Source organism: Geobacillus sp. DSP4a, from assembly GCF_013096875.1.
Lineage (GTDB): Bacteria > Bacillota > Bacilli > Bacillales > Anoxybacillaceae > Geobacillus > Geobacillus thermophilus.
In genome coordinates this window covers 1-13,478 of record NZ_SDLD01000010.1, presented here as the reverse complement: position 1 = coordinate 13,478, position 13,478 = coordinate 1, and the positions used below count along the sequence as shown (strand labels likewise).

Here is a 13,478-nt window from a genome sequence, read left to right as displayed (position 1 = left end):
AGATGACGAAAAAACGATGGTGGGGCATTGGCGTTGCCATTGTGTTGGTCGGCGGACTTTTAGTAGCGGGAGGGGGGATTGGTTTGTCGCTTATCCCGTTCCCAGGCAAACAGGACGTTGCTCGTCCTGAATGCGGAAAACTGCCGAGCCGATCGGAAGTGAGAGAGGCGTTGAGTCAGCATCGGGATCTCGCAGCTCGCTTGGAGCGCGTAGGAAAGGGAGTAAGCGTGAAGGTGGAGGCGCCGTGCGGAGATCAAGCGGATGAAGCGCTCATCCGCATTGTTTATCATACAAAGGAGGAACGGGATGCAGTTTCCTCCATTTTGGCTGACCACAGTTTCGGAGTTCCAGTTGAGCTAATCGAAAGATAAGATGAGCGCTGAGGTCTAAATGTGATCCATATCACATAACGCACCTGAATGTTGCGGTACAATGGAGGCCAAGGAGGGAGCATGATGCGTGATTTCAATGAAAATCCGTTTATTGTGATTTGGGAATTGACGAGAGCTTGTCAACTCAAGTGCCTTCATTGCCGCGCCGAAGCGCAATACCATCGCGATCCGCGCGAGTTGACGTTTGAGGAAGGGAAAAAACTGATCGATGAGATTTACGAGATGGATCAGCCGATGCTCGTCTTTACGGGCGGCGATCCGCTCATGCGCCCGGATGTGTACGATTTAGCGAAATATGCGATCGATAAAGGATTGCGCGTGTCCATGACGCCGAGCGCGACGCCGAACGTGACGAAAGAAGCGATCCGCAAAGCAAAAGAGGTCGGCCTGTCGCGCTGGGCGTTTAGCCTTGACGGGCCAAACGCCGAGATTCACGATCATTTCCGCGGCGTGAGCGGCTCGTTTGATTTGACGATCCGTGCGATTCAATACTTGCATGAGCTCGACATTCCCGTGCAAATCAACACCGTCATTTCGCGATACAACGTTCATGTGCTTGATGAAATGGCGGAATTGGTTGAGAAGCTGAAATGCGTCCTTTGGAGCGTCTTTTTCCTTGTGCCGACAGGCAGGGGGAAGGAGGAGGACATGATTTCCCCCATCGAGCATGAGCGGGTGTTCCGCTGGTTGTATGAAACGAGCAAGCGCGTTCCGTTTGACATTAAAACGACAGCCGGCCAGCATTACCGCCGCGTTGTGCTGCAGGCGAAAATGCGCGAAGGAAAAACGACAAAAGGCGGCATCCGTTACGAAGATGTGTTGAACCAAGGGTTGACCGGACAAGTCGACGGGCTCGGCCGCGCGCCGAAAGGAGTAAACGACGGCAACGGCTTTGTTTTTATCTCCCATATCGGCGATGTCTACCCAAGCGGGCTGCTGCCAGTCAAAGCCGGGAACGTCCGGGGAACGCCGCTGGCGGACATTTACCGACACTCGCCGATTTTCCAAGACTTGCGCAATCCGGACAAATATAAAGGAAAATGCGGCGTCTGCGAGTTCCGATATGTGTGCGGCGGCTCACGCTCGCGGGCGTACGCGGTGACGGGAGACTATTTGGAAAGCGAGCCGTATTGTGTTTACATTCCAAAGGCGCTGCGGACAAAAGAGCGAAGCCAACGGTAAGAAGGCGGTGAAAAACGGCCGCTTAAAATGACGGCGCTACGGCGTTCGTGAGACGGTTGCCCGGGCGCATGCGGCGGATGTTGGATGTGTGTTCAAAACATACGGGGGAGGAGCAGGCGCCCTTCCCCGTTTTTGTTGAAAGATCATTCGTGGTTCAATTCGACTATAAAGGTCTCGGGCCCGGTCGGCGCCGCGCTTCCCCCTTTTGGTGTTTGTCGCTGCGCTGTTGTTGAATGCTGTTTTGTTTCTTTCGCTCGGCCTGCTCGTGATGGCATTGGGCATTTTGATCTTGGGCATTCCACCCACGTTCGAGGAATTTGCCCGCATCATATGCTTTTTGTTGTTATGCCTTGTGTATATCGCCTTTTGGCTGAATCTCGGCATTTTGTTTTCCGTCGTCTTCCGCCAGGCTGCGACATCCGCGTTGTCGTCGATGGCCGTTTGGCTGTTTTTCAATCTTTTCTACTCGATGATCGTGGAAGTGTTTGCGAAACCGTTTTTGCAGTCTGACGCCATTACGTCCGTCGAGCAGGCGGTCGGCCGTCAAGAGTTGGTGCTTGGTCTCATGAGATTGTCGCCGAGCTACTTGTTCAATGAATCAACAACCGCCTTGCTTTCGCCGGACGTCCGAACGCTAGGGATCGTCACGGTGGAGCAAACGGCCGGCGCTGTTGCGGCCCCCTTGCCATTCTCGCAAAGTTTGCTGCTCATTTGGCCGCAGGCGACCGCGCTCATTGCCGCCACTCTCATCTGCTTTGCGATCGCGTATTGGTTGTTTATGAGGCAGGAGATACGAGCGAGCGGGTGAGAAAACAAGTTGTTTGCCGTAGACGGGGCGGAAGAGATGTGTGCGCCCAACAGCGTTTCTTATCGTTCGGATGTGAAAAACGTTCTGCCAAATCGTGTCCGTTCCTTTTGGGGACGGGCTTTTTCTTTTTTTGGATGTGACAAAACCGTGACAACGCTTGTGGCAAAATGGTGACAACAGGCAAGAATGTGATCAACCTCACAAATCCGTTTCCTTCTCCTGCGTATGATGGAAGTACAAACAACGTCACAAATTTTGAAAGTTTGGGAGGGGCTTTTCATGAATAAACAAAAGGCGCTGCTGCCGATTACGACGTTCGCCATGATGTTTTCATTCGCCGTGTGGGCCGTGTTTTCGCCGCTGGCGAGCACGTTTCAAGAAATGTACGGGCTGACATCGACGCAAAAAAGCATTTTAGTCGCCATTCCGGTGCTGCTCGGCTCGATCATGCGTTTGCCGCTTGGCATTTGGACGGACCGGATCGGCGGGCGCAGGCTGTTTTCGCTGCTGCTCCTGTTTTTAATCGTTCCGCTCATCGGCGCAGGGTTTGCGGATTCGTATGCGATGCTTCTGTTTTGGGCGTTTTTCATCGGTATGGCCGGGACGTCGTTCGCGATCTCGGTAACGTTCGTGTCGCGCTTGACTCCGCCGGAAAAGCAAGGAACGGCGCTTGGGATTAACGCGATGGGCAACTTCGGCACAGCGGTCGCCAGTTTTTCGGTTCCATCGATCGCTGCCGCTTTCGGCGTTTCGTGGGCGTTTTGGGGAATGATCATCCCCGTTGTCGTCATGCTTATTCTCGTTTGGTTTTTCACACCGGATATGCCGAAGCCAAAACAACAAAAAACGATGCGCGAATCGCTGTCGGTGTTGAAATACAAACATACGTGGACGTTGTCGCTGTTTTACTTCGTCACATTCGGAGCATTTGTCGCCTTTGGCATTTACTTGCCGTCGCTCCTTGTTGACTTGTATGGGTTGACGCCAGTGGATGCTGGGATGCGCGCGGCTGGGTTTACTGTACTCGCTACGCTCGCACGGCCAGTCGGCGGCTATCTTGGCGATAAAATCGGCGCTGAACGGGTGTTGACGTTCGTCTACGCTGGAATGACAATCGGCGCGTTGGTGATCGCGTTTGGAATGGAAAATATTTGGGTGATGACAGCGGCTTGTTTGTTTGTGGCCGTGATGTCTGGGCTGGGCAACGGTGCGGTGTTCAAACTCGTGCCGCAGCTGTTCCCAGCCGAAACGGGCGCCGTCACCGGCCTTGTCGGTGCCTGGGGCGGACTTGGCGGCTTTTTTCCGCCGATTGTCATGGGGATCCTGAAAGATGCAACAGGTTCGTACGTGCTCGGTTTTCTGCTCCTTAGCTTGTTTACCCTTATTTGCTTCTTGCTGAACCGGCTCGTATTTGGCAAAAAAGCCGGCGAACCGGCGAAGCGGTTCGCTTCTTGAATGGAATACCGTATAGAGAGGCTGAAAGCTTGTTCGCTTTTAGCCTCTTTTTTTATTTGGGCGTGTTTTTCTGTTATTCAATGTGAGTATGCGTTTCACTATTGTTACATGATTAAAATATATTGCTCATTATTTCACAAATCATTCAAACATGTCTGTCTGTTGGTGATACAAATCACCAGGGAAGAAGTGAAAATGCCGTACGTTAAAGGTGTAAATCAAATCATCTAAGGGGGGAGAACGATGAAACAAAGGATGTCTTCGTTATTGTCCGTCGCGTTAGCCGCTTCGCTTCTGGCCGCATGCAGCAACGGGGGAGGAGGAGAGGCAAAGGCGGAAAATAAAAACGGAACAGCGGCAACTACGCAACAGTCTGCTGCGAACATGTTAGCGGCGCACAAAGGGGTGAATCAAGCACCGGTGCCGTTAAAAATGGAGCGGGTCGGCCCTCATGATGTCCACATCGAAATGACAGCGCAAATCACCGACATTGAAATTGACAAAGGGAAAACGTATTATACGGCGGTGAAAAGAAAAAGAAGTGATTCGCATCACAATCGAAAAAAAAAGAGCGTCCGGCAGGCCGCGAACAACGGTCGGTCGGGCGTTCTTCTAATCAGCGCGCCAAAATGGCTTGGTCGTTGCTGTGTATCGAAGGGGAACGATCAGACAGACCCCTAACTACGGTGCACGGCTCACTCAATGCAACAAATATCCGCCGGACAGTCTTCGCATTGAATTTCCGTTTTCAAATAGTTTAAATCATGAACCGTAATTTTCCCCCGCTTCATCGAGATAATCCCTTCCTGTTTTAAGGCGTTGAGCATCCGATTGACGCTTTCGCGCGTCGTGCCGCAAAAGTTGGCCAAGTCTTGGTTTTTTAACGTTACGTCAATGAAGATGCTTCCATCTTCAAGCGGGACGCCATAACTGTTGCATAGGCGAATGAGCGTCGAATAGAGCGCCCCTTTTTTGCCGTTCATCATCAAGTCGCGAAACTTCGTCTGCGTCCGCCGGGCATGCTTGCTGATCCAGCGCATATATTCAAGGGTAAGGGTGGGATTGATCAGCAACTGCTCTTCGAGTTCGTTTTTATTCATCACCGCTGCCTCGCCCGGTTCAATCACTTTGGCGGTCAATAAATAGCGCGGGTCGTTCGTAAACAGCGTCAGCTCGCCGACAATTTCCCCGCTTCCACAAATGCGGAAACACATTTCTTTTCCGTCCGGGCCAATTTTGCTTACTTGCACCTTGCCGGAAAGAATCAAATACAGCTCATTGGCCGGCATCCCTTCTTGAAACAAAAACGAATGTTTGCGAAGCGGAATCACTTTTTTCGACGATTGCAGCCACGAGCGCAAGAGGGAAAAATCGCGTTTCTCCACTGGTTGGCTTTGCCGTTGCATGATTGACACCTCCATTTGTTCGGCTGCTTCTATTGTAAAAAACACCACAGTAAGGACAGAGTGAAAAAAATCACCGTTTGTCACTTTTTTTGTGCAGGTTGTCACAAATTTTTCTAACCCGGATTTCCCCTCCCATATGATACAATCAATGTGAGCAGTGTCACAGCGTTTGCCTGCTCGTTTTCGTATAGTAGGATGGAGATGGAACAAAGAGAGGCTGACCTATGACATCGTTTTGGTCACCGGTTTGGTTATCGATCAAAGTATCGCTCCTCGCCGGCTTGATTGTCGCGATCCTCGGGACAGCGGCGGCGAGGCGGATGGCGCGCCGCCGGTTTCGCGGCAAGACAGTGGTGGAGACGGTGTTTATGTTGCCGCTCGTATTGCCGCCGTCGGTCGTCGGTTTTTTGCTCGTCGTCTTGTTTGGCCGACATAGCCCCATCGGCCAGTGGATCGAGGCGTCGTTTCATACGACCGTACTGTTTACGCCCGGTGCCGCGGTGATGGCCGCCGTGGTCGTGTCATTCCCGCTCATGTATCAGGCGGCCAAAACCGGGCTCGAAGCGGTCGATCCAACCATTGAAGGGGCGGCGCGCATCGATGGGGCGAATGAGCGCCAAGTCTTTTGGCATATTTCGCTGCCGCTTGCCAGACACGCGTTATTATCCGGAGCGGTGCTGTCGTTTGCCCGCAGCCTCGGGGAGTTTGGCGCAACACTCATGTTTGCCGGCAATATTCCAGGAAAAACGCAAACGATCCCGACCGCCGTCTATATGGCCATGGAATCGGGGCGAATGGAGTTAGCGTGGGCATGGGTGGCGGTCACGATCGGATTGTCATTCAGTTTATTGGTCTTTGCGACGAAACTCGGTCGTTTACGAGAATAAACAAAGCCGCCTGGCAACATCATGAGGCGAACGAAACAGAAAGGAGGGAGCGCGATGAGCGAGCGCAACCGAACGAACGTCATGGACCGCCTGTCCCGCCCGCTTCGCGACTTGCGGTTATCAGTGATCGACCAATGCAATTTTCGCTGCGTCTATTGCATGCCGGCCGAAGTGTTCGGGCCGAATTTTCGCTTTTTGGCGGAAGGCGAGCTGTTGACGGTCGAGGAAATGGCGCTTCTTTCGGAATGCTTTGTCGAGCTTGGCGTCGAAAAAATCCGCTTGACGGGCGGCGAACCGCTCTTAAGGCGCGATTTGGACGCGCTTGTTGCGCGGCTGTCTGCGATTCCCGGCCTGCACGATATCGGCTTGACGACCAACGGCGTCCATTTAGTGAAATGGGCGCAGCGGCTGAAAGCAGCCGGGCTAAAGCGCGTCAACGTCAGCTTGGATGCGTTGGATGATGACATTTTCCGCAAAATGAACGGCATCGGCGTCGGCGTCACCCCGGTGTTAAAAGGCATCGAAGCCGCCCGGGCGGCAGGGCTCGGCGTCAAGGTGAACATGGTCGTCAAAAAAGGGTGGAACGACTCGCAAATCGTGCCGATGGCAGCTTACTTTAAAGACTGGGGCATCCCGCTCCGCTTTATTGAATTTATGGATGTCGGCACGACGAACGGCTGGGATTACTCCCATGTCGTGACGAAAAAAGAGATGTATGAGCAAATCAACGCCATGCACCCGCTCGAGCCGATCGAACACGAGTACTTCGGCGAAGTGGCAAGCCGCTACCGCTACGTCGGCACGGACGTGGAAGTCGGCTTTATCGCCTCCGTGACGGAAACGTTTTGCCAAAGCTGCACGAGGGCGCGCATTTCCGCCGATGGCAAGCTGTATACGTGCCTCTTTGCCTCAAAAGGTGTGTCTTTGAAAGAAAAACTGCGCGCCGGCGCGGGGAAAGAAGAGCTGAAGGCGCTGATCGCCGCCATTTGGAGCGAGCGGACAGACCGCTATTCGGAAGAACGGACGGCAGAGACGGCGAAACAACGGCCGAAAATTGAAATGTCGTATATTGGGGGATAACAAAGAAACGGGGCTGCTCTTTTCGTCAAAGAAGCAGCCCTGCTTTTTATCGCTCGATGCGCCTGCCTTTACCTTAGAAATGGGGGAATGGCTTCGTCTGCTTATGCCTTCACCGCCGCCAACACGCGCGGGAAGAGGATGTTGTTTTCCAAATGGATGTGGGTAAACAAATCGTCTTCGAGCGCCGCGAGTCGGTTGTAGACGAGCCGGTACGTGCCGCACGCGTCTTCCGGCGGGGTGAAGTCGTTTGTGATTTCACGAATTTCTTTCATCAAATCGCCGGCTGCGTCATGCTCATGGACGAGTTCGCGAACGGCCTGCTCGACCGCCTCCCGGTTTTCCGGCGATGGGTTGTCGGCAAATTGCAAAATGAGCGGGAATGCGCCCGTTTCCTCTTTAATGAGATGTTGCTCAAGCTCCGTTTTTAACTCATGAAACAATTTATGCACGCGGGACAGATGCGGATGGTGCATGCCGTGCACGCGCAACACTTTCGTGACATACGGGCTGAGCTGCGGCAGCTCCTCGTTCAAATAGCGGTGGTGCGTGTTGATGATATGCTCGACCAAGTCGGCTAGCGGCGCTTCGTTCCAGTTTCCGGTCGGCTTGTTTTGCGCCTCCGCGTAAAGGGTGTTCAGCTCGCGAAGGAGCGCTTCGCCATCGAGTCCGCGCTCTTCGATGGCTTCTTTTAACGGGCGCTGCCCGCCGCAGCAAAAATCGATGCGCCGCGCTTTAAACAAATCAGCTGCTTTCGGAAATTGAGTAACAATATCGCCAATCAATGATTGTTCAGTAAACCGCTGTTCCATTCATCATCCCTCCATTGATCCAATCGTTACAGCTTCAGCATACCGTGTTTTCCGCGAAGGTGTTGTGACGGATCTCACATACGTAAAAAAAAGTGGACATCGATCCATGTGATAAACGTCACAACAGCACGTTTCTTCTTTATCGTACAATGAAAAAAAGCAGACTTCTGCTGACTCTTTGCAGAGGCGGTGTCTGCTTTCGTGGATGAGAACGGACATGTTCAGCAGATAACATACAACGTGTTGACAACAGAAGCCAATCAAGAGAAGGAAAAGGGGAGACGGATATGTGGGCGTTGGTGAAGGGAAGGCAGTGGGAGGAGGAAAAAACAGAACTGGAGCGGCAACTCGCTGAGATGAAAGACGAGCTCACGAGACAAAAGGAAGCCATTCATGAGACGGTGGCAGGATTGCTCGGGGAGTTGCAGGAAATCGTTCACCAGCATGAGGTGGTCAACGGGCAACACCATGTATTAGGCCAGCTGGTTGACCGAACGAAAGAAAAGGTTGATAATGTCAGTACGCTCAGCAAGTCATCATATGCGATTTCCGACCGTTTATGCGAACAAGGGAACGCGTTGGTGGAGACGGCGGGTCAGATGGTCGCAGCCGCAAAAGAAGGTATCCGCATGTCGGAAGAAATGGAGCAGGCGATGGGGCGGCTCGGCAGTGAGATGGAAACGACATCGGCCGCGATGCATCGGTTGCGCGGCCGCTCGCAAGAAATTGAACAAATTGTGAAAGTGATCAAAGAAATCGCTGGCCAGACGAATTTGATCGCGTTAAACGCCTCGATCGAAGCCGCTCGCGCCGGGGAGCATGGCAAAGGGTTTTCCGTCGTCGCCGCTGAAGTGAGGAAATTGGCTGAGCATACGGCGGACAGCACGGAAACGATTCACCAGCTAACCGATGCCGTGCAGCAGGAAATCGAGCGGTCGCTAGAGCAAACGGAAGCCATTTCATCTTTGATCGAAACGGTTGTCCAAATGAGCATCCATACAGCTCGCAAATGGTCGGCGATGATGGAGCTGATCGATCAAGTCGAAAATCGAGCCCAAGACGTGCTAAACTATATTCAGGAACAATACCGCTATGCGGATAAAGTGAGGCAAGAGCTCGAACAGTCCGCCGCTTTGTTTGGCGAAACGCGGGAGATGATTTTGCGGCATATTGCCGATGCGAGCGTCGTTGATGAAAAGTTGGCAGAAGGCATAAAACAGCTGCAACAATGGCAACAACGTTGAAAGAACGATATGGTTGCCGCCAGCCGTATGATCGAAAGGAGAGAGAGAGATGGTCGAAAGACGAACCCCGATTCCTGTAGCGGAAGCGATTGATCGGGTGATGCGTTATGCCGGAGTGGGAGAAGAGGAAACAGTGCCGCTTCGCCAGTCGTATGGCCGCTATTTGGCCGAAGATTTGCGTGCTGACCATGACGTGCCGCCGTTTGACCGCTCGCCGTATGACGGATTTGCCATTCGCGCCGCCGACTCGGAAGGAGCGGGGCTGGATCGTCCGGTTGAGTTTGAAGTGATCGAAACGATTGGCGCCGGGCAAGTGGCGAAGCAGCCCGTCGGCCCGTTTCAAGCGGTGCGCTTGATGACCGGGGCGCAAATTCCCCAAGGATGCGATGCGGTCGTCATGTTGGAGCTCGCCAAACAGTACGAGCGGGATGGAAAAACGTATATGGCCATTAAACGCCCGTTCCGCCCTGGCGACAACATTTCGTTTCAAGGGGAAGATGCGAAAAAAGGGCAGCCGCTTGTCGAAAAAGGAACGCGCATCAATCCCGGGGTGGCGGCGCTCTTGGCGACGTTCGGCTACGCCGAAGTGAAGGTGGCGAAAAAGCCGCAGATTGGCATTTTTGCGACTGGAAGCGAACTGCTCGACGTCTCTGAACCGCTTGTGCCGGGAAAAATCCGCAACAGCAACGCCTACATGATCGAGGCTCAGGTGTTCAAAAGCGGCGCCGAGCCGATTTATTTCGGCCAGCTCGCCGACGACCTCGATGCGTGTTTTCACGCTGTGCGCCAGGCGCTCGATCAAGTGGACATGCTCATTACGACCGGCGGCGTCTCGGTCGGGGATTTCGATTATTTGCCCGCCATTTACAAGCGGCTCGGAGCGAACGTGTTGTTTAACAAAATCGCCATGCGCCCGGGGAGCGTGACGACCGTCGCCGAGATTGATGGCAAGCTGCTGTTCGGTCTATCCGGAAACCCGTCAGCGTGCTACGTCGGCTATGAACTGTTTGTCCGCCCGGTCGTGCGGACGCGCTTGTTTTCCCCCAAGCCGTATTTGAAAAAAGTGAAGGCCACGCTCGGCGCCGATTTTCCGAAGCCGAACCCGTTCACCCGCTTCGTGCGCAGCCGGGTCGAGGCGGTTGACGGTCGGCTTGTCGTGAAGCCGGTCGGCATGGACAAGTCGAACATCGTCACCTCGCTTGCCTTTGCGAACGCCTTGATGGTGCTGCCGGGCGGAACGAGAGGGTTTGCGGTTGGCGATGAGGTGGACGTATGGCTTTTGGATGACGATGAGGGGTCAAGCGAATGAACGTCTGGCAAGTCGTCGGCTATAAACATAGCGGCAAAACGACGCTTATGGAAAAATGGGTGGCGGCCGCTGTCCGGGAAGGATGGCGCGTCGGGACGGTGAAGCACCACGGCCATGGCGGCGAGCCCGCGCGGCCGGAAGGCGTCGATTCCGTCCGCCACGAGCGGGCTGGGGCGGCGGCGACGGCGGTGGAAGGAGACGGGCTTTTGCAGCTTCATCTCCGCCGCCCGTTGTGGCGGTTGGATGATGTGTTGGCGCTTTATGCGCCGCTTCGGCTCGATCTCGTGTTGGTCGAAGGCTACAAACAAGAGCGGCACCCGAAAGTCGTGCTCGTCCGCACTTGGGAAGATTGGGCGTCGCTTCAGCACCTCGCCAACATCCGCGCCGTCATCGCCTGGGAGCCGCTCGAAGGGCCGCTAGCGCACCCGGTGTTTTCGCTGGCCGATGATGACGAATATATTCCATGGCTCATGAACGAGGTGAGAACACGAACATGACCGAACCGTTGTTTGCCATTACCGACCGGCCGATTTCGGTCGAGGATGTGATGAAAAAAGTGATGCGCCCGGAAGCGGGGGCGGTCGCTGTCTTTGCCGGGACGGTGCGCGAATGGACGAACGGCAAGAGGACGCTCTTTTTGCAATATGAGGCGTACGTGTCGATGGCCGAGAAAATGCTCGCGCAAATCGGGGCGGAAATCGCCGAAAAATGGCCAGGGGCGAAAACCGCCATCACCCACCGGATCGGGCGGCTTAAGATCAGCGACATCGCCGTCGTCATCGCGGTTTCCTCGCCGCACCGCGCCGAAGCGTATGAGGCGAACCGCTATGCCATTGAGCGGATCAAGCAAATCGTGCCGATTTGGAAAAAAGAGCAATGGGAGGACGGAAGCGCCTGGGTGGGCGACCAGCTTGAAACAACGGCGTATCCGTCCGGAAAACCGGAGGTGAAAGAGGAATGATCCGTCTATTGTTTTTCGCCCATTTGGGCGAGCAAATCGGCGAGCGGGAAGTGATGTGGCCGAATGTTCCGGAAACGGTGAAAAAACTGAAAGACGAAGTGGAAGAGCGCTACGGCATCTCGCTCGGGCGCGTCATGACAGCGGTCAACGAGGAGTATGTCCGCGACGAAGCGCCGCTTCACGCCGGCGACACGGTCGCCTTTATTCCACCGGTAAGCGGAGGATGAGACGGATGGCGAACAAAAGCAAATGGGTGATGCCAAAACAACACGGCGCCTGGGCGATGCTCATCATCCCGTTTTGGCTCGGGGCGTACGCGGGCGGACTCTCGTGGATTCACGCGCCGCTCTTTGTCGCTTGGGTCGCGCTCTATTTGGCGACGTATCCGCTTTTGATGGCGGTGAAAACGAAGCGGAACGACCCGTACGTGCCCGCTGCTATCCGCTACGGCGCCATCGCCGCCGCGGCGCTTGCCGTCTCTCTTTGGCAACAGCCGGCGCTTTTCTACTTCGGGCTCGCCATGGTGCCGTTTTTCTTGGTGAACACGTACTACAGCAAGAAAAAGAACGATCGCGCCTTTTGGAATGATGTAGCCGCCATCGCGGCGTTTTGCATCGGCGGCCTCGCCGCCTTTTACGCCGGACGCGGGGAGTTGACGATCGAAGCGTTTGAACTCGCCCTGTTTTCCTTCCTCTTTTTCATCGGCAGCACGTTTTACGTAAAAACGATGATTCGCGAAAAGAAAAATGAGCGGTACAAATGGCTGTCATGGGGCTACCACGCCCTGTTGATCGTCGGCCTCATCGCCATCGGCGAGCCGTTCGCCGTCTTGGCCTATGCACCGAGCGTCATCCGCGCCGTCTATTTATATGGCAAGTCGCTGCCGATCATGAAACTTGGCATGCTGGAAATCGCCAACGCGGCGTACTTTTTCATCGCGATGATCGTGCTCTATTCTTGAGCGAACCCCAAACGGGAGGCATCCATGACCGTTTGGGGTTTTTTCTTTTGGTTAGGCGGTATTGCTTTTTCATTGCACAAGCATGATGTGAAATGGGCATGAATTCCTTGTAACGGTTTTGCAAAGGGTCGTTTCAAAAGCCTACCTCTTCTTCTATGCTCGTTCTCAAATAAATAAAAAAGGGAAACATCTCAACATTCATTATTAGGATTATAGACGTTCCAGCCCAAAGCCATGTCGAACTTTGTCTGTCGAAAATGATGGATGGCAGGGAGCAGGAAAGATACAATTTGATTGTAAAAGTAATGGAAATCGGGAAGGAGAGCATATGAGAAACATTCGTTTGCGACGATGGTTGGTTTGGATGATCGTATGGGCTTTAGTGATGCCAAGCGTCCCGACAAAGGGGCTTGCCGAAACGATCCGATCAGGGGTTGACCGTGTGGCGCCAAAAGAGGGGCCGCCAAAGGTGCCGGAAGCTCTGAAACGTGATCTCAAGCCAGGGGAAATCATAGAAGAAAGAACTGAGAATACAAAGGTTTACTACAACGGCGATGGCACGTTTACCAAGAAGATTTACTTTGAGCCTATTCATGTGAAGAAAAAGGGACAAAAACTATTTGAGGAAGTATCTTCTAGCCTAACGGATAGCACCAATAATACGAATTACGTTGAAACAGAGAATACCATTTTGGAGACAAACTTTTATAAAAAGATGGTCGATGGAGAATACGCCACGTTCCATTACAATGGATATTCGATTTCCTATTCTATTTTAGAGGCGGCAGGCAATGACGTACAATCGATAAAAGCGAAGGATGTTGCCGCCGTCTATAAGAAAAAAGACAACAAAATTCTTCACAAAAACATTTTTCCGAGCATAGACCTGCAAAATATTGCATTTAACGAGTCAACAAAAGAAGATTTGGTTCTTCATTCGTTTGCTGGCTATCATATTTTCAAATTCCGCCTGAAAACGGATTT

The 13,478-nt window shown here is 53.4% G+C and carries 15 protein-coding genes and 1 pseudogene; 14 read left to right on the top strand and 2 right to left on the bottom strand.

Annotated elements, in window-relative coordinates:
- The first annotated feature begins 2 nt into the window (after positions 1 to 2).
- The 5 genes and pseudogenes from ETC02_RS05260 to ETC02_RS17650 all read left to right on the top strand — a co-directional run bounded on the left by ETC02_RS05260 (position 3) and on the right by ETC02_RS17650 (position 4,518).
- Entirely contained in the window at positions 3 to 371 is a 369-nt protein-coding gene (locus ETC02_RS05260) for a hypothetical protein (protein WP_013146110.1), read from the top strand.
- An 84-nt stretch (positions 372 to 455) separates the two neighbouring features.
- On the top strand, positions 456 to 1,574 hold the full coding sequence (locus tag ETC02_RS05255; protein WP_033027960.1) for a TIGR04053 family radical SAM/SPASM domain-containing protein: 1,119 nt from the start codon (positions 456 to 458) through the stop codon (positions 1,572 to 1,574).
- 211 nt (positions 1,575 to 1,785) lie between these two features.
- Positions 1,786 to 2,382 (top strand): annotated as a pseudogene (locus ETC02_RS05250) (ABC transporter permease subunit); the annotation flags it as partial.
- Positions 2,383 to 2,661: 279 nt separating this feature from the next.
- Entirely contained in the window at positions 2,662 to 3,837 is a 1,176-nt protein-coding gene (locus tag ETC02_RS05245; protein WP_171698113.1) for an MFS transporter, read from the top strand.
- Positions 3,838 to 4,080: 243 nt separating this feature from the next.
- Positions 4,081 to 4,518: a hypothetical protein gene (locus ETC02_RS17650; RefSeq protein ID WP_253264092.1), complete on the top strand. Its 438-nt coding sequence runs from the start codon at positions 4,081 to 4,083 to the stop codon at positions 4,516 to 4,518.
- Positions 4,519 to 4,532: 14 nt separating this feature from the next.
- Here the strand turns inward: ETC02_RS17650 and ETC02_RS05235 are convergent, their stop codons facing one another.
- Positions 4,533 to 5,243 carry a Crp/Fnr family transcriptional regulator gene (locus tag ETC02_RS05235; protein WP_050368343.1) on the bottom strand — a complete coding sequence of 237 codons (711 nt, stop codon included), beginning with the start codon at positions 5,241 to 5,243 and terminating at the stop codon, positions 4,533 to 4,535.
- A 224-nt stretch (positions 5,244 to 5,467) separates the two neighbouring features.
- On the opposite strand from ETC02_RS05235, the gene modB reads away from it, so the two are divergent.
- Complete coding sequence (modB, locus tag ETC02_RS05230; protein WP_050368344.1) at positions 5,468 to 6,130, top strand: molybdate ABC transporter permease subunit; 663 nt, start codon at positions 5,468 to 5,470, stop codon at positions 6,128 to 6,130.
- 54 nt (positions 6,131 to 6,184) lie between these two features.
- Entirely contained in the window at positions 6,185 to 7,210 is a 1,026-nt protein-coding gene (gene moaA, locus ETC02_RS05225; protein ID WP_050368345.1) for a GTP 3',8-cyclase MoaA, read from the top strand.
- A gap of 101 nt (positions 7,211 to 7,311) precedes the next feature.
- Here the strand turns inward: moaA and ric are convergent, their stop codons facing one another.
- Positions 7,312 to 8,019, bottom strand: coding sequence for an iron-sulfur cluster repair di-iron protein (gene ric / locus ETC02_RS05220; protein ID WP_050368346.1), 708 nt, complete (start codon positions 8,017 to 8,019; stop codon positions 7,312 to 7,314).
- 287 nt (positions 8,020 to 8,306) lie between these two features.
- Between ric and ETC02_RS05215 the strand changes: the two genes are divergently transcribed.
- The 7 genes from ETC02_RS05215 to ETC02_RS05185 all read left to right on the top strand — a co-directional run.
- The gene (locus tag ETC02_RS05215; protein WP_050368347.1) at positions 8,307 to 9,263 is read left to right on the top strand and encodes a methyl-accepting chemotaxis protein; all 957 of its coding nucleotides are present in this window, start codon (positions 8,307 to 8,309) and stop codon (positions 9,261 to 9,263) included.
- 49 nt (positions 9,264 to 9,312) lie between these two features.
- Positions 9,313 to 10,572 carry a molybdopterin molybdotransferase MoeA gene (locus ETC02_RS05210; RefSeq protein ID WP_050368348.1) on the top strand — a complete coding sequence of 420 codons (1,260 nt, stop codon included), beginning with the start codon at positions 9,313 to 9,315 and terminating at the stop codon, positions 10,570 to 10,572.
- On the top strand, positions 10,569 to 11,069 hold the full coding sequence (mobB, locus tag ETC02_RS05205) for a molybdopterin-guanine dinucleotide biosynthesis protein B (protein WP_050368349.1): 501 nt from the start codon (positions 10,569 to 10,571) through the stop codon (positions 11,067 to 11,069). Before ETC02_RS05210 ends, mobB begins: the two co-directional genes overlap by 4 nt.
- Positions 11,066 to 11,533 (top strand): molybdenum cofactor biosynthesis protein MoaE, encoded by a 468-nt coding sequence (locus ETC02_RS05200; RefSeq protein ID WP_021321986.1) that lies wholly within the window; start codon positions 11,066 to 11,068, stop codon positions 11,531 to 11,533. Before mobB ends, ETC02_RS05200 begins: the two co-directional genes overlap by 4 nt.
- The gene (moaD, locus tag ETC02_RS05195; RefSeq protein WP_023633820.1) at positions 11,530 to 11,760 is read left to right on the top strand and encodes a molybdopterin converting factor subunit 1; all 231 of its coding nucleotides are present in this window, start codon (positions 11,530 to 11,532) and stop codon (positions 11,758 to 11,760) included. Before ETC02_RS05200 ends, moaD begins: the two co-directional genes overlap by 4 nt.
- 5 nt (positions 11,761 to 11,765) lie before the next feature.
- Complete coding sequence (locus tag ETC02_RS05190) at positions 11,766 to 12,494, top strand: YwiC-like family protein (protein ID WP_171698112.1); 729 nt, start codon at positions 11,766 to 11,768, stop codon at positions 12,492 to 12,494.
- A 328-nt stretch (positions 12,495 to 12,822) separates the two neighbouring features.
- Positions 12,823 to 13,478 (top strand): hypothetical protein (locus tag ETC02_RS05185; protein ID WP_171698111.1); only part of this gene is annotated, 656 nt, incomplete at its 3' end.